The 15,483-nt window shown below is 68.4% G+C and carries 16 protein-coding genes; 9 read left to right on the forward strand and 7 right to left on the reverse strand.

The genetic code is table 11. The features are described from left to right. Positions 1-6 precede the first annotated feature (6 nt). Entirely contained in the window at positions 7-750 is a 744-nt protein-coding gene (locus Y590_RS22345) for a class I SAM-dependent methyltransferase (protein WP_144440041.1), read from the reverse strand. A gap of 639 nt (positions 751-1,389) precedes the next feature. Between Y590_RS22345 and Y590_RS22355 the strand changes: the two genes are divergently transcribed. The 5 genes from Y590_RS22355 to Y590_RS22375 all read left to right on the forward strand — a co-directional run bounded on the left by Y590_RS22355 (position 1,390) and on the right by Y590_RS22375 (position 3,758). After that, entirely contained in the window at positions 1,390-1,884 is a 495-nt protein-coding gene (locus Y590_RS22355) for a sterol desaturase family protein (RefSeq protein WP_158509761.1), read from the forward strand. A gap of 102 nt (positions 1,885-1,986) precedes the next feature. After that, positions 1,987-2,733 (forward strand): lysozyme family protein, encoded by a 747-nt coding sequence (locus Y590_RS22360; protein ID WP_060771780.1) that lies wholly within the window; start codon positions 1,987-1,989, stop codon positions 2,731-2,733. 2 nt (positions 2,734-2,735) lie between these two features. Then, a complete protein-coding gene (locus Y590_RS22365; RefSeq protein WP_060771781.1) occupies positions 2,736-3,002 on the forward strand; it encodes a hypothetical protein in 267 nt (88 codons plus the stop codon). Further along, a complete protein-coding gene (locus Y590_RS22370; RefSeq protein WP_060771782.1) occupies positions 2,999-3,415 on the forward strand; it encodes a hypothetical protein in 417 nt (138 codons plus the stop codon). Before Y590_RS22365 ends, Y590_RS22370 begins: the two co-directional genes overlap by 4 nt. Positions 3,416-3,419: 4 nt before the next feature. Further along, positions 3,420-3,758 (forward strand): hypothetical protein, encoded by a 339-nt coding sequence (locus Y590_RS22375; protein ID WP_060771783.1) that lies wholly within the window; start codon positions 3,420-3,422, stop codon positions 3,756-3,758. 427 nt (positions 3,759-4,185) lie between these two features. On the opposite strand, the gene Y590_RS22380 is transcribed toward Y590_RS22375, so the two are convergent. Next, positions 4,186-5,145: a LysR family transcriptional regulator gene (locus tag Y590_RS22380; RefSeq protein ID WP_060771784.1), complete on the reverse strand. Its 960-nt coding sequence runs from the start codon at positions 5,143-5,145 to the stop codon at positions 4,186-4,188. Positions 5,146-5,241: 96 nt separating this feature from the next. Between Y590_RS22380 and Y590_RS22385 the strand changes: the two genes are divergently transcribed. Continuing rightward, complete coding sequence (locus Y590_RS22385) at positions 5,242-5,493, forward strand: hypothetical protein (protein ID WP_060771785.1); 252 nt, start codon at positions 5,242-5,244, stop codon at positions 5,491-5,493. 195 nt (positions 5,494-5,688) lie between these two features. Here the strand turns inward: Y590_RS22385 and Y590_RS22390 are convergent, their stop codons facing one another. Further along, complete coding sequence (locus Y590_RS22390; RefSeq protein WP_060771786.1) at positions 5,689-8,883, reverse strand: efflux RND transporter permease subunit; 3,195 nt, start codon at positions 8,881-8,883, stop codon at positions 5,689-5,691. Positions 8,884-8,885: 2 nt separating this feature from the next. Further along, positions 8,886-9,992: an efflux RND transporter periplasmic adaptor subunit gene (locus Y590_RS22395; RefSeq protein ID WP_060771787.1), complete on the reverse strand. Its 1,107-nt coding sequence runs from the start codon at positions 9,990-9,992 to the stop codon at positions 8,886-8,888. A gap of 248 nt (positions 9,993-10,240) precedes the next feature. Here Y590_RS22395 and Y590_RS22400 point away from each other — a divergent pair, with 248 nt between their 5' ends. Together Y590_RS22400 and Y590_RS22405 are read left to right on the forward strand one after the other, a co-directional pair. Further along, a complete protein-coding gene (locus tag Y590_RS22400) occupies positions 10,241-10,654 on the forward strand; it encodes a hypothetical protein (protein WP_060771788.1) in 414 nt (137 codons plus the stop codon). Between the two features lie 102 nt (positions 10,655-10,756). Next, positions 10,757-11,278: a hypothetical protein gene (locus Y590_RS22405; protein WP_060771789.1), complete on the forward strand. Its 522-nt coding sequence runs from the start codon at positions 10,757-10,759 to the stop codon at positions 11,276-11,278. 12 nt (positions 11,279-11,290) lie between these two features. Here the strand turns inward: Y590_RS22405 and Y590_RS22410 are convergent, their stop codons facing one another. Continuing rightward, positions 11,291-13,129 (reverse strand): pyrroloquinoline quinone-dependent dehydrogenase, encoded by a 1,839-nt coding sequence (locus Y590_RS22410; RefSeq protein WP_060771790.1) that lies wholly within the window; start codon positions 13,127-13,129, stop codon positions 11,291-11,293. A 190-nt stretch (positions 13,130-13,319) separates the two neighbouring features. Between Y590_RS22410 and Y590_RS22415 the strand changes: the two genes are divergently transcribed. After that, on the forward strand, positions 13,320-13,589 hold the full coding sequence (locus Y590_RS22415; protein ID WP_060771791.1) for a hypothetical protein: 270 nt from the start codon (positions 13,320-13,322) through the stop codon (positions 13,587-13,589). Positions 13,590-13,634: 45 nt separating this feature from the next. Here Y590_RS22415 and Y590_RS22420 read toward each other — a convergent pair whose 3' ends face one another. Both Y590_RS22420 and Y590_RS22425 read right to left on the reverse strand, forming a co-directional pair. Beyond that, positions 13,635-14,780, reverse strand: a complete 1,146-nt coding sequence (locus Y590_RS22420; RefSeq protein ID WP_060771792.1) for a sensor histidine kinase — start codon at positions 14,778-14,780, stop codon at positions 13,635-13,637. A 197-nt stretch (positions 14,781-14,977) separates the two neighbouring features. Further along, positions 14,978-15,364, reverse strand: a complete 387-nt coding sequence (locus Y590_RS22425) for a hypothetical protein (protein ID WP_060771793.1) — start codon at positions 15,362-15,364, stop codon at positions 14,978-14,980. Between the last annotated feature and the right edge of the window lie 119 nt (positions 15,365-15,483).

Raw genomic sequence — 15,483 nt, forward strand, 5'->3', positions numbered from 1 at the left:
CCTCGCTCAGCGCGTCGAGCCAGTCTGCTGGCGAAGCTGAGCGAGGTTCTGATCCCGGCTCGGATGTGTGAGCGTTCGCGTCAGCGTGTTTCGGTGCAGCACCAAGAGTTTGTCGTTGTTGTACCACGGCTCTTGCGTGCCCTCGCTGTAGCGCTGGGCGTGGTTCGTCTCAATGAAAGCGCCGGACGAGAAATACGGTAAAACTGGCCGCAGAGCCTCGGTGAAGCGCTCCTCGGGCCAATCGCGGAAGATGTCTTCGACGATCACCATTCCGCCCGGCTTCACGAAGTCCACCGCGACGTTGACGAAATTGATCTGGTGCGGAAACAGATGGGTCGAATCATCAATCAGGATGTCGAAGGTCTGCTGCGTTCCGTTGAGGGACTCATAGAATAAATCCGCGTTTCCGATATCGGCTTTGACGTAGTGCGTCCGCGGCAAGCGTTGGGAACGCGCTTGCTCGATAAGATGGTCCTGGTACTCGAAGCCATAGAGCGTGGCATTCGGAAAATAAGAGCGCCAAGCGTGCATGGATGAGTTGTCGAGAATGCCAAGCTCGCCAAAAGTAATTGGCTGGTACCGAAGATTTGCAAAAAGAAGATCGTAGACCGCTGAATAAGCGTGTCTGTGGGAGTTTGGGTCATCTTTGTAAAAGTAGGGCGACTTGTCAGTCCCGAACTCGGTAGTAAGCCAGCACATGTCGCTGACGCTGTCCGTGGAGTCGATTACGAGCCGGTTCAGACGATCCATTTCAGCCCCTTATTTGTTGATGCCCGACCGCAAGATCCGGTTTGGGTTTTGGCTGGCAGCAGGCAATCTATGGTCTAGCGTGCTAGGAGGCTGCGCCGCTACCCCCGCGGCGCGACGGACTGAAATGGCGATGGCGCGGTGGTTTGAGCCGACCGAGGAGCAGGCGGCCGCATGGAGTGGTTGGGTTGCTCGCCAACACGAGGCTGCGCAGTCCCTACTCGGCGATATCGCCCCTTGGGAACTATACTGGCAGCCCTCAACCGGCCTGATCGTGACGTTTCGAGGGCTGAAAACCGAAGCGCATGAAACTTTTACCGTGTTCGTGAACCTAATTGGGCACGTCCAGCACGACTTTTCGAGCCCTTACTATGGGGCACCCGTGGCTGATCCTAGTGAGATCAAGGCCTACGAGCCCATTTCACGCGACGAGTTGATCGTGCTCGCGTATCGAGCCTCCGGTGATCCAACGGGCGGCGCTTGCCTGGCGCCTGACAGTGGCCGCGGCGGCACACACTAGCACTCAGCGCAGGGATTGGCCGGACCGCCCAGCCCGAGCCTAGCGCCTTCTCGAAAATCGGACCCACCATGCTCCTGCAACGCCTCGCGGTGCGGGCCGCTCTTGCTTGCCATGGAGCCTTCATGTCCCGCCTCGCCTACTATGCCGACTTCGTGTCGATGCCGGCGCTCGCGCTGGCGCTAATCCTGTTCGGCGGCGCGACGCTGCCGGGCATCGCCCTCGGACTCGTCGCCTGGACGCTCGCCGAGTACGTGATCCACCGCGTGCTGTTCCACCGCCTGCCGCTGTTCAAGGCGGGCCATGACGAGCACCATGCCAAGCCGTCGGGCCGCACGGGCGTCACGTCCTGGCACTCGCTCCTCGTGTTCGGCGTGCTGTTCCTGGCGCTGCCGGCGGGCGTGCTGGCCGGGCTCGCCCTTGGGTATCTGGCCTACATCGCGGCCCATCACGCCGTGCATCACTGGCGGATCGCGCCGGGCCACGTGCTCTACGGCCTCAAGATCCGGCACGCGATGCACCACCGCGGAGACGAGGTGAACTTCGGCGTGGTCACCACAGCCTGGGATCGGGTGTTCGGGACGTACCGGCCTATCCGATCAAAACCCGGTCAAGTCTAGTCCACTCGCTAAGTCCCTGATCTGGAACGCTTACTCGTTCGACAAAAGCGCCCGATCAAGCGCCTGTCAAAAACTAGCCCACCCAAAAACCCGGAGACCACGATGGCCGCGAGCCTGAACCGCGCCGCCTTCTACGCGGCCGTGCGCGCATCCCTGTTCGGCGGGCGCCTGAAGGCGTCGCAGGTCGCCGGCATGGATGCGATCTTCGACGCCGCGCCGTCCCTGCTTGGCACCACGTCGCTCGGCTACGCGCTGGCCACCACGTTCCATGAGACGGCGCGCACCATGCAGCCGATCGAGGAGTACGGCCGCGGGAAAGGTCGCGCCTACGGCCCCACCGGCTTCTGGGGGCGCGGCTTCGTGCAGCTCACCTGGGAGACGAATTACGCCAAGGCGACCACCCGCCTACGGCAACTCGGCTACCTGCGCGCCGACGAGGATCTCGTGAAGACGCCGAAGCTTGCCATGCGGCTCGACGTGGCGGCTGCGATCCTCTTCTACGGCATGGCCGAGGGCTGGTTCACCGGCAAGAAGCTCGCCGACTATTTCGGCGGCGGTCGGTATGAGCCCGTCGGGGCCCGCCGCATCATCAACGGCACGGACAAGGACGACCTGATCGCGGGCCAGTGCGGCTCCATGGTCGACGCGCTGCGCGCCGCCGGGCACTCGGTGATCCCGACCGCTCCGCCTATGTCCGTTTTTCCTGCCTCATCTGAGGCGACAAAGAGGGACACGCCCGCCCCCACCGGCGGGCTTCTTCGTTCCGGGGTCCAGGCCACCGGCGGCGCGGCCCGTTCCGGCCTCGCCGGGCTCTACGACCTGATCCACACCGCATTCCGGAAGGCCTGACCATGGCGCCCCGTCCCTTCCTCGCGCGGGCCCGCCTCGGCCTGCGCCGCTGCTGGCGCGCGGCCTCCGGCAAGCGCGTCTACCTGCTCGCCGGCGTCATGGCGCTGCCGGACGTCCTCGATGCGCTGCCGGGCGTCGATCTCGCGCCGCTGCTGCCGGAGTGGCTGCCGGGCGCCAAGGTGGCGAGCTTCCTCGCGATCGCCCGGCTCGCCGCACGCGCCTACGCGACGAAGCTCGCCACCCTGCCGGCGCGGGAGCCGCCGCGATGAACCTCCTCGGCTGGCTCGCCAACCCGATCGGAAGCCTCCTCGGCACCGTCGGATCCGGCCTGATCAAGGTGTTCGGCAACTCGGTGCTTCAGCCCATCCTCAAGGGGATGGAGAACGGCCAGAACACCCAGCGCGACGTCGCCGTGCAGGTCGTGCAGGCCGAGATCGCGGCCAATCAGGCGAAGGCTGCCATCGCCCCCGCCTTCAAGGGGCTGATCTACGGCATCGGCATCCCGCCCGCGATCCACTTCGGGGCGATCTGCCTCTCGAAGACCTTCGCCCTCGGCTGGCCCATTGAGCCGCTGCCCGTCGAGTACGTGGCGATCGAGGCCACGATCCTGACGGCCTTCTTCGTCTCCTCGCCGCTCACCACGCTGGCCCGTGCCGGCGCGGCCCGCCTGCTGAAAGCCTGATCCGATGTCCGACACGCTCCAGGCACCCGGCGAGGCGGCCGACGGCATCGTAACCCTGCCGCGGCGCGCGCCCTTCTGGGCGGTGTGCGGGCTCGCGCTCGCTTTCGGCGGGCAGGTTTTCTGGGCCGGGACCTATACGGCCGGGCTCGACAGTAAGATCGGCGGCCTCACGGAAAACGACCTTCGGCTCTCCGAGCGCCTCGTGAGCTTGGAGCGCGACCGCGACCGGCTGCCGAAGCTCGAGGAGCGTTTCGGCCGGATCGAGGAGAAGATGTCTATGATGATCGAGCTGCTGCGCGAGACCCGGCAGGAGCGGCAGGGGCCGTCAAAGCGAGGCGGCTGAACAGCGCTTTTAACATCCGTCAACGCACTGCCCCGGGGCTTCGACCTCGGGGCTTTTTTCGTGCGCGGCACCACGTGAAAAGGCTTGAATGGCGGAGACGAAGCGGCTGATTTTCGCTTTGTGAAGCACGTTTAACTTATTGATAAACCTAGCGGCTAAAATTCAGTCTTTTGCAGAAATAGCATTTCTTTCCAGAGATCAGAGCCTGTCTGGGGGACAGGGGGTCGTCGGTTCAAGTCCGGCCACTCCGACCATTCATGGCCGAGACCGCGTTCCTGCCGGTGGACGAGGCCGTCTCGCACTTCCCCTCTCGGCCACCTTCATGCGCGCGACCGCCTTCGCTTTTGCTGAGGCGATGGCGCTGGTCCACGGTTGATGCGGTAAGCCCGGCGCTTGAGGGCCGCCGCCATCCGCCATCCCGAAGAGATCAATCGGATGTCGCGTGAGATCCGTCGGCCGGCGGCCGGGGATCGGTTTTGCGAAGCTTCACGATCGTCTCCCGCAGCCAGCGCTGACTGGGGATGGTGTCGTTGGATGTGTGCCAGATCATCGAGATGGACACGTCCGGCAACGCGATCGGTGCCGGGCTCACGGTCAGGCCCATGCTGTCGGCGAAGAAGCGCGCGAGCCGGGCGTGCATCGTGGCGATGACGGGGGCCTGCCGCACGACGAAGGGCGTCACCGAGAACCGCGGCGAGGTCAGCGCGATGACGCGTTTGCGGCCGATCTTGGCGAGCGCGTCGTCCACCACGCCGTGGGCGCTCTCGACCAGGCTCGTGAGCAGGTGGGGAAGCCGCACGTAGTCCTCGAGCGAGATCGGCGGCGTCACGCCGACCAGCTCGGCGTTGAAGATGCAGAGGTAGTTCTCCTTGTTGAGGATGCGTCGCTTATGATGCGTCTGGCCCTGTTCGAACACGCCGATGCCGAGATCGACCCGCCCCGTATCGAGGTCGTCGAGGATGCGGTGCCGATCGACCGTGTGCAGCAGAAGCTTCACCCCCGGTGCCACCGCCCGCAGATGCGCGATGAGGGTCGGCATCAGGAGAACCTCGGTCGAGTCCGGAATGCCGAGGGTGAAGGTGAGGTCGGCCGTGGCCGGATCGAAGGCGTCCGGCGGCGTCGTGATCTCCTGAATCTGGGAGAGTGCCGCCTGCACCGGCCCCATGAGCGCCAGCGCGCGCGGCGTCGGCCGCATGCCGTCGGGGCCGCGCGTTAGCAGCTCATCCGAGAAGGCGGTGCGCAGCCGCGCGAGGGCATGGCTCATCGCCGACTGGCTGATGCCGATCCGTCCGGCCGCGCGGGTCACGCTCCGCTCCGTCAGAAGCGCGTCGAGAGCGACGAGCAGATTGAGATCGAGTCGGGATAGATGCACGTGATCGATGCGCATTATGAAATCGATCCATTTGATTCATGGGCTATGACCCAGCACATACAGTCTCACGAAGCGACGGGGAGCCCGCCGCCGGAAAAGAGGCTGATCTCGATGTCCAAGACTTTTCTCTCGCTCACCACCGCCGCGCTGGCCTTCACCGCCCTCGCCACGGTGCCCGCCCGCGCCGCGGAAATCGGCGGCGTCCACAACGTCAAAACGGTCGGCGCGCTGACCTTGGAAACCCAGGGTCTGGCCACCAGCGATGTCTCGGTGCACCGCCAGGGCGGCTTCGCCCTCCCCGGCTCGGTCCAGTGGATCGACACGCCCGCCGATCAGGTCAGGACCCGGCAGGCCGCCTTCTGAGCCGGCCTCGTGAGACGCATCGACGGAACAGATGACCCTCCGGCGCCATACGGCGCCGGAGACGTTCTCGACAGGTACGGAACAGGCCCGCGGGCCGACGCCGCGTCGGGATAGAGCATCATCCTTTTCCGAAAGCCGGCAACCACCTTTCGGGATGATGCTCTAGGAAGCGGGATCTCGCCTCCGATCCGACGGTCACAGCACGCCTTCCGCGGGCTTGAACCGGGCGAAGCGCAGGGCCAGCATCGGCAGCACGGCGAGGTTGAGCAAAGTCGAGGTCGCGAGGCCGCCGAGGATGACCAGGGCCATCGGGCCCTCGATCTCCCGGCCGGGTTCACCCGCACCGAGCGCCAGCGGCAGCAGCCCGAGGCCGGTGACGAGGGACGTCATCAGGATCGGCACGAGACGGTCGGAGGCGCCATCGATGGCCGCCGCGAGGTTCCAGGGTCGCCCTTCCACCAGCACCAGATGCTCGTAATGCGCGACCATCATGATGGTGTTGCGCAGCGAGATGCCGAACAACGTCACGAAGCCGACGATCGAGCCCAGCGAGATCACCGCGCCGCTCAGTGTTACGGCCAACACGCCGCCGACGAAGGCGAAGGGCAGGTTGACGAGGACGAGGGCGAGATTGGTCAGCGAGCCGGTCACGACGAGGAGCAGGAGCACGATCCCGAGACCGGCGAGCCCTGCATAGAGCGCGAGTTCGCGCCGCGCCTTCGCCTGCGTCTCGGCGGCCCCCCCAAATCCGATATCGATGCCCGAGGGCTGCGCGACCTCGCGGGCGATCTTGCGTTTTGCGGCCTCGGTGAAGGAGGCGACGTCGCGCCCCTCCACGTTCGCGGTCACCACCCGCACCCGCTGCGCGCCGATATGGCCGACGGCATAGCGGCCGGCGGTCTCGTAGATGTCGGCGACCTGGGCGAGCCGGATGTAGCTGCCGCTCGGCGTGCGCAGCGGCAGGTTGACGAGCGTCGAGAGGCGCGTGCGCACGATCGGTTCGAGCACCACGACGACGTTGAACACGGCGTTGCCCTCGTAGGCTTGGCCGACGACATCGCCCTGATAGGCGGTGCGAACGATCTCCAGGACTTCGATCGCGTCGAGACCCCAGTGGCGCAGGTCGGTCGGACGCAGGCTTACATTCACCTGCGGCAGGCCCGGCGGCGACTTGAGCTGGACGTCGGCCGCGCCGCGCACTTCGGCGAGTTCGCGCGCCACGTCGCGGGCGGTGGCCTCGATCCGGTCGAGATTCGTGCCGGTGACGCTGATCACGACCGGCGCGGTGAACCCTGAGACGACCTCCTCGATGCGCTCGGTGAGGAAGGTCTTGAGCGAGAAGCTCGCGCCGGGCGTCGCCGCCATCAGCGCGCGGATGCCGGCCTCTGCCCGCTCCTGCCCCGCGCCGTCGAGGCCCGGTTCGAGGTCGATATGGATCTCGCTGTCATGCGAGCCGCCGAGATCGTAGCCCGCCTCGGCGCGCCCGACCTGCTGGGCCACCGCGCGCACGCCGGGCACCGCCTTCAGCCCCGCCGTCATGCGCTCGCCGAGCCTCAGCGTCTCCTGAAGGGAGGTGCCCGGTGCCGAGGCCATGTGCAGGATGAGGTGCCCCTCCTTGAGGTTCGGCAGGAACATGCCGCCGAAGAACGGCACCGGCAGGGCTGCCGCGAGGGTCAGGGCGAGGCTGGTGCCGAAGACGAGACGCGGGTGACGGTTGAGCCGCGCGAGCCCGCTGATATAGACGCCCCGCACGCGGCGGCTCACCGGCGGCTCGCGGCTCGGCAGGTTCGTGCGGCCAGCGAGCAGCAGGCGGGCCAGCGCGGGCGTGACCGTCAGCGCCACGGCGAGCGACGTCAGAACGGCGAGGATGTAGGCCAGCGCCAGCGGGCCGAACAGCCGGCCGGGCACGCCGGTCAGCGCCAGCACCGGCAGGAACACGAGCAGCACCGCGAAGGTGGCGTAGGCGACCGAGACGCGCACTTCCAGGATCGCGTCGAGCACCACCCTCGCCCCGTTCAAAGGCACGGCGGCGCGGCGGTTCTCGCGCAGGCGGCGCATGACGTTCTCGACGCCGATCACCGCGTCATCCACGACTTCGCCGATGGCGATGGCGAGGCCGCCCAGCGTCATGGTGTTGAGGCTCTGGCCGAACAGGCCGAGCATCAGCACCGCGCCGATCAGCGAGAGCGGGATCGCCGTGGCGCTGATCAGCGCCGTGCGCCAATCGGCCAGGAAGACGAACAGCACCACGACGACGAGGATGCCGCCGAGGGCGAGTGCCTGGACCACGTTGTCGGTGGCCTGCGTGACGAAGCTCGCCGGGCGGAACAGGTCGGTGCGCAGGGTGATGCCGTCGCGCTCCAGCCCGGGGCGCATCTCGGCGAGCGCCGCCTCAACGCCCGCCGTCACGTCGAGGGTGTTGGCGCCGTATTGCGCGCCGACCATCAGCAGCACGCCCGGTTTGCCATCGACGAGAGCCGCGCTGATCGCCGGTTCCGGCGCCACCGCCACGTCGGCGACGTCGCCGAGCACCACGCTCGCCCCGCCCTCGTTGATGAGCACGGTGCGCGCCACCGCCTCCGGGGTCAGGGATTGCCCCTCGGTCTGCAGGGTGATGCGCTGGTTGACGGTATCGACGAAGCCCGCCCCGCGTACGCCCGTCGCCTTGCGGCCGGCCGAGAGCACGTCGTTCAGGCCGATGCGGAAGCGCACCAAGTCCTGCGGCCGGACCTGGATGCGGATCGAGCGGGTGTCACCGCCATAGACCAGCACCTCGCCGACGCCGGGGGCGGCGAGCAGGCGCAGGCGCAGGCGCCAATCGGCCACCGTGCGCAGGTCCATGAGTGACGGCGTCGGGGAGGTCAGGCCGATGAGGAGCACCGAACTCGTCGAGGAGGTCAGCGCCGTCATGGTGGGGGGCAACACGCCCTGCGGCAACCGCGCGGTGACGGAGGCCAGACGCTCGTTCACGAGCTGGCGGGCCCGGTAGATGTCGCTGCCGGAGGCGAAGGTGGCGGTGATGACCGAGAGGCCCTGGATCGAGTTCGAGCGCATCGTCGCCAGCCCCGGCAGGCCGCTGATCGCGACCTCCAGCGTCTGTGTCACCAGGGTCTCGACCTGCTCGGGGTTGAGGCCGGGCGCCTCGGTCTGCACCGTCACCGTGGGCGGGGCGAATTCCGGGAAGACGTCGTACTTCGCCGAACCCAAGGCGACGATGCCGTAGACGGCGAGCGCCAGGACCAGCGCCAGGACGATGCCGGGCCGGCGCACCGCGAAGGCGACCAGGGCGGCCTGAGGGCCCGAAGCCGCGGGCGCAGGCGAGAAGGCCGGCGGAGGCGGGGCCGGCGGATCATCGCGCGCCGGTCCGCGTGCGGGCCGTTGGTCGAGCATGCTCAATCGTCGTCCGCATCCGAGGACTGGATCTGCCCCTTCAGCTCCTCGGAAAGGACCGCCTGCGGCCCGGTCACGACGATCTCCGCCTCCGGCCCGAGATCGTCCACGACGTAGGCGTCGGCCGAGATCGGTGCGTCGGCCCGGAGGGGATGGCGCGCAAAGGCGTCGTCGCCGACGCTCCGGTAGATCCAGGCGCCGCCCTGCCAGTGCACCACGGCGCTTTCCGGCACGGCGATGCCGGTGGTCTCACGCTCCGAGGTCAGGAAGGCGAGCGTGCTCATGCCCGGAAGCAGCCCGCTATCGCCGGCCACGGTGTAGAAGTAGCTGACGCCCTGGATGCGCTGGTCGGTCCGGGTCGCGGGCGAGACGTAGCGCAGCGCGACGCGCTCGCTCTGCGGCGGCACCTCGGCATGGGCCGTGCCGGGCGGTGCCCTCAGGGTCTCGCCGGGCGGCAGCGTCACCTGCACCAGGAAGTCGGTGCGCTCGATCAGCCGGGTGATGACGGGCGAGCGCTCGATGATCGCCCGCCCGATCACCGTGCCCCATTCCTGCTGCGCCGTGGCCGCGAGCGTCCGGACCTGCGACTGCGCCGCGGCGAGCGCCGCCTCGTCGGTGCGGAACGTGCCCTCCGCCGTCTCCAGCTGTACCTGCGTCGCGTACTGGCCGAGGCTGCGCGCCCGGCTGTAGGCGGCGCGCGAGACTTCCGCCTTGGCTTCGGCGGTCTGCAACTGCGCCCTGGCGCTGGCGTAGCTGTTGGTGAGCTCCGTGACCCGCGCGAGATCGAGGACCGAGCCGAAGGCCTGGACCTCGATGCGGTGGGGCATCCGCTTGTGGCGCGCCGTCGCGATGCCGATCCGCGCCTGCTCCGCATCGGTCAGCCGCACGACCGCCTGACCGCCTTCCACCGCGACCCGCGATGGCGGGGGGCTCGGTGCGGCCGGCAGCTGATGCGCCGCGGGCGTCGTCACCCCGGACAACCGATCATGCAGGTCCGAGAGGATGGGGCCGGCCTTCACGCGCAAGCCGATGCCGGCTTCGGTCAGCATGAGCGCTCCAAGCGCACCCGCGCCGAGCGCCAGCCCCACGGGCAGGACGACCCGCCGCATCACCACGCCTCCACTGCCCTCGCGTTCTCTGCGCGATTTGCCACTTTTGCCCGGTTTGTTCGGCGTGGTCTACCTGGTTCTCGCGGACCGATCCGCTTGGAACGGGACATGTGCCGTGACATCGGCAAAAAGCGCGCCCGGCCGGCGCGGTGAACCTGCCCTCCGGCCCGATGTGGCTCTCCGGTACTGGACAGGCCGTCGCAATCCGCCGATGACGGATGACCTGTCCAAGAGAGTCGTTGAGAGCCGTGCGCGCGGTGAAGAAGTTTCTGAAGAAGCCGAGTCTGTCGGCGCTGACGACGCGGCGAGCGCCGTCCTCGATCGTTCGCACCCCGCTGCCGGGCTTCGATCCGATCTATTACCTGTACTGGTATCCGGACGTCCGCGCGTTCCCGCAGGGGCCGCTGGTCCATTACATCCATTACGGTTGGCGCGAGGGACGCGATCCGAGCGCCGGCTTCAGCGGCGAGGGCTATTTGAAGGCCAATCCGGACGTGCGCGAGAGCGGCTGCAATCCGCTTGTGCATTTCGTCGAATGCGGCCTCGCCGAGGGCCGGAGGGGCTGGCAGAAGAATCCGGACGCGCCGCCGCCGAAGCCGCATCCGATGGATTACCAGTCGGGCAAGCTCCTGCCGCCGCCGGCCCGCCCTGCCGGCGGCTGAGGCCTACAACGGAGCCGGTCTGCGAACCCGATCCCGTTGACGCGTGGGGCCGGCTGTGGCTGTAGGCCCCACTGCCTCCCCGTTTGATTGAGAATCTCCGTGATGTCCGAAGGCGATACGCTGGCCAAGGCCCTGGCCGATGTCCGGCAGCGGATGACCGATCTCCAAGCAGAGTACGACCGTGTCTCCGGGGAGCTGACCAAGCTCCGGGCCGCGGAGAAGTCCCTCGCTTCCATCGTGGAGGGCGGCCCCTCGGAGGCGGTCACGAGCGGACGCGGCGCGGTCGCACCGGCGTTTCCGGGTGAGGCGCGTTCGGCGCGCGGCGGCGGGCGGGGCAGCCGCGGCCCGCGGGCCAACTCGGCCAAGGGGCGGCTGAAGGCTCTCCTGGAGGAGGCCGGGCCGCAGGGCCTGTCGCATGCCGAGATCGCGCGGCGCCTGCCCGATGTCGCGCCCAACACGCTCAACACCTATCTCAGCGTCATGGCCAATAGCGGCGAGGCGGTGCGCCGAGGCGACTTCTACGCGGCTGGAACCCCCCGCCCCGCCTCCGACGAGGCGCGGGAGGACGAGGCGGACGGGCACGAGCCGGATGACGGGGACGAGGAGTCCGGCGCGGCGGAGTGAGGCGGGTGCCCGCTACTCGGGCAGCGCGAACACCACGAGCGCGTCGCCCGTGCCGAAGCCGGACGCCTTGGTGAAGGAGGCGCCGCCCGCGGCGACGGCCACGTATTGGCGGCCTTCGACGGTGTAGGTGACCGGCGGTCCGCCGATTCCCGCCCCGCACTGGAAGCGCCAGAGGATCTCGCCGGTCTTCGCGTCGTGCGCGTCGAGATGCCCGTCTTCCTCGCCTGAGAAGACCAGGCCGCCCGCCGTGGCGAGGGTGCCACCGGAGAGCCGGCTGCCCGCCTTGCGCGACCATGCCACTGCTCCGCCCTGCGCGAGATCGACCGCGGTCAGTGTCGAGAAGGTCGGCTCTCCTTTCGCCTCCCCTGTCTCGGTGTAGCGGATCTCGCCGCGTCCGCCTGCGGCCGGCGCGGTCTTCACCGTGTAGGTCGCCGCGCCGTGCCGCACCTGGGCGAAGGCGAGGCCGCTGCCCGCATCGTAGGCCACCGGATGCCAGGAGACCGCACCGAGGGGGCCGGGGCTGACCACCGTGCCTTCCGGGCTCGGGGGCACGAACAGGTTCTTGTGGGTGATGAGCGGGGCGGATTTGGCGAGGAGCCGCCCGTCGGCGCGGTCGTGGACATAAATCCAGCCGAGCTTGCTCGCCTGCGCCACCGCCTTCACCACGCCCTTCTCGGTCGGGTAGTCGAGGAGGAAGGGCGGGCTCGCCACGTCGTAGCCCCACTGCTCGTGCGGCACCTGCTGGAAGTGCCAGCGCAAGCTGCCGGTCTTCACATCAAGGGCGACGAGACCCATCGTGTAGAGGTTGTCGCCGGGGCGCGTCAGGCCGAAATTCTGCGGCGCCGGATTGCCGGTGCCGAGATAGATCAGCCCGAGATCGGCATCGTAGGCCGGCGTCATCCAGAGCGAGCCGCCGCCGACCTTCCACGCTTCCCGGTGCTCGGGGGCGGCGGCCTTCTCCGCGGCGATGTCGCGGTGGAGCGGGATTCCGTCCGCTGTCTTCTCCGCGAAGCCACCCTCCCAGCCGTCAGCCTTGGTGACGTACCAGCGCCAGCGCTCCTCGCCGGTCTTCGCGTCGTAGGCGGCGAGCCAGCCGCGACGGCCATAGCCGCCTTCGATCCCGACCACCGCGCCGCCGTCGAGCCCGCCCTTCTCGTCCTCGACATGGAGGCCGTAGCCCGCCCCCGTCACGCCGACGATGACGAGGCCGTCGGCCACCAGCGGCGGCATCTTGAAGCCCAGGCGGCTCGAGCCCTGGACCGGCTTGTCGCCGAGGCTCGCCGCGAGCGCCGAGGCGGTCTCGGTCTCGCCCTCCTCCGGTCGCACCGCCTCGCGGTCCCAGACCAGCCGGCCGGTCTTCGCGTCGAGGGCGATCACGCGCCCGTCCATGGTCGCCTCGAAGACGAGGCCGCCCGCGACCGCCACGCCCCGGTTCGAAGGCGGCCCGAAGATTTTCTCCGTGCGCGCCCTGTGGGTGTAGGTCCACAGCGTCTTGCCGGATTTCGCGTCCAGCGCCGCGACGTGGTTGCCCGTGGTGGAGACGTACATCACGCCCTCGATCACCACCGGCTCGGCCTGGAAGTAGCCGGTGACGCCGGTCTGGAAGATCCAAGCCGGGCGCAGGCGGCCGACATTGCCGCGGTCGATCTGTGCCAACGGCGAATGATGGGTGTTGCTGGCGTCGCGTCCGAAGGCCGGCCAGTCGCCGGACGGTCGGACCGTCTCCTGCGTGGATGCGTGCGCCGTCGGCAGTAGATTCGCCGCAAGGAACAGCAGGGCGGCAAGGCCGGCGCGTCCCCGATTCGGATGCGAGCGCCGGCGCTCGGCAAGCGTCTTCGTGCGGCGTGTCACTCTGCTTCTCCCGTGCTTCGCTTCTTGGTTACGGCGGGGCGGCGATCCTGTCGAACGGCGAAAGCGCTTTGGCCGCACGACTTTCTCGGACCCAACATCCGTCTGCGTGGTTCTTCCATCACAGACCGACCGCCGGCCTGCGCGACGGGCACCCGAGCGGCGGTTCCATCACTCGATACGTGAGGACTTGATGCGAACCCTGATCCTGGCCGCGACGCTGGCCTTTGCCGGCCCGGCCTTCGCCCAGACCACGGCACCGACGGCGCCCCAGTCCGGTGCACCCGTGGCGGGTGGCCAGAACAACACCGGTGCCGATACGAACGTCACCATCCCGCGCGGCAGCACCGGGGCGGACACGGTGCAGACCAATTCGGCCGCGGGCGGCAATGCCAACCAGCCCTCGCGCGCCGTGCCGCAGGGCAGCGGCGGCGGCGGAAGCGGCAGCGGCGGGGGCAACTGATCCGCGAACACTTGAGCCGGGGCCGGTTCTCGTGCCGAGCCCGGTTCACCCGCGTGGCGCCATCCGCAGCTCGAACTGGGCGCCCTTGCCCGGCCTCAGCGTCAAGGTGCCATCGAGCTGTCGGGAAAGATTGCTGACGACGCGCATCCCGAGGCTCGCACGTGTTTTCAGCGGGTCGAAGCCCGGTGGCAGGCCGATGCCGTCGTCGCAGACCGAGACGGTGAGTCCGCCATCCTCGCGCATGACGGCTTCGACGCGGATCTCGCCGTGTCCGTCGGGATAGGCATACTTGATGGCGTTGGTGACGAGTTCGTTCACGAAGAGGCCGAGCGGAATTGCGAGATCGGCCGGCATGGTCACCGTCTCTGCGCGGCAGATCAAGGCATGGGCGCCCGCCGTCTCCGTGAGCTTTTCGCACAAGGCTTCGAGGAAGCCGGCCACGTCGATGCGCGTGAGGTCGGGCTGACGCCAGAGCTGGTCGTGGACCTGGGCCACCGCCTCGACGCGGGCCCGCGCGTCGGCAAGAGCGCTTTTCACGTCCTCGTTGTCGGTGCCGCGCGCCTGAAGCGCGAGAAGCCCCGCGACCACGGCGAGGCTGTTCTTGACCCGGTGGCTCATCTCGCGGCTCAGCAGGTCCTGCCGCTCCAGGGCGACCTTGAGCTGAGCCTCCGAGCGCTGCCGCTCGATCGCGCTGCCGAGCAGGTTGGCAAAGCCCTGCATGAAGGCGATGTCGGCAGGGCCGAACATGCCCTCGCGGGTATCATCCACCTCCAGGACGCCGTAATGCCCCTCGCGGTTGGTGATGAGCACGTTCACCGCACGGCGGATGCCATGGCTCGCCATCAGCTCCGGCGTGCGGAAGCGGGTCTCGTTCTCCAGATGGTTGGAGATGACGGGGCGGCCGGTCTTCAGGGCATAGCCCGCGGGCGAGGCGAGGTCGGCACCGACGATGGCCCGCCCGATACAATCCGGCTCCCAGCCGACGCCTGCGCAGACGAGCAGCATGTCCTGCGCCGGCTGATATTCGAGTGCCTTGCAGAACTGCGCGTCCATGCCCTCGGCGCAGAGTTCGGTCGCCCGCTGCAGCAGAGGCAGAAGTTCGGTTGCGCGCAGGGCCTCGACGCCGAAATCGGACAGGATCGCCTGCTGGCGCAACCGGAGGTCCAGAACCTCCGGTGAGATCTCGGTCATGCGGTCGTCTCTGGGTTCCCGAAATGCGGGCTCACGCGCGAACGATGCGCGGTTGCAGACGACGGTGTCGGCAATGTGGGAAGGTTGGGTGCGCGGAGGACAAAGGAAAGACTGGCGCGGGCGGAAAGGCACGATCGCATCGCGCCTTCCCTCCGTAAATGCGATCGATGGAAATTCGCGGACGCGCCGCGTTCCGCTCAGGGCTTGGCGTCGAGGAGCTTTTCCGCCCGGGCGACGGCCGCCTCGCAGCCTGCGGTGTCGCCCTTCTTGTCGGCCGCCAGGGCCTCTTCCATGGCCACACGAGCCTGTTGCGCGTGCTCGCCGCCCTTGCCGGCCTCGGCGGACTTCTCCGGAGATGCGGTGCCCGTGTCGGTCTGACCGCCGGTGCCGGTCTGTCCCTCGCCCTCGCGCTGGGCGGCGACGGACTTGCCGCTCGACGCGGCCGAGATCGAATCCGAGGCCTCGGACTTCGCCCGGCCGTTGAGTCCCGCGATCTTGTCCGAGCAGGGGGACGCGAGCGCCGGCCCGGCCAGCAGGATTCCGGCCAGCGACAGGCCGAGGGTGAGGCGGGCGGTGGATGTCATGAAGGGTGGGTCCTCGTGCAACACAGATGCCTGTGAAAGTCGCGAGGCGCCCGAGGGTTGCCGCTTACGCCAACCCTCGGACGCCTCGAATTTCGGCCGACGCCCTCCCCCGGCGAAGG

This window comes from Methylobacterium sp. AMS5 (assembly GCF_001542815.1).
Lineage (GTDB): Bacteria > Pseudomonadota > Alphaproteobacteria > Rhizobiales > Beijerinckiaceae > Methylobacterium.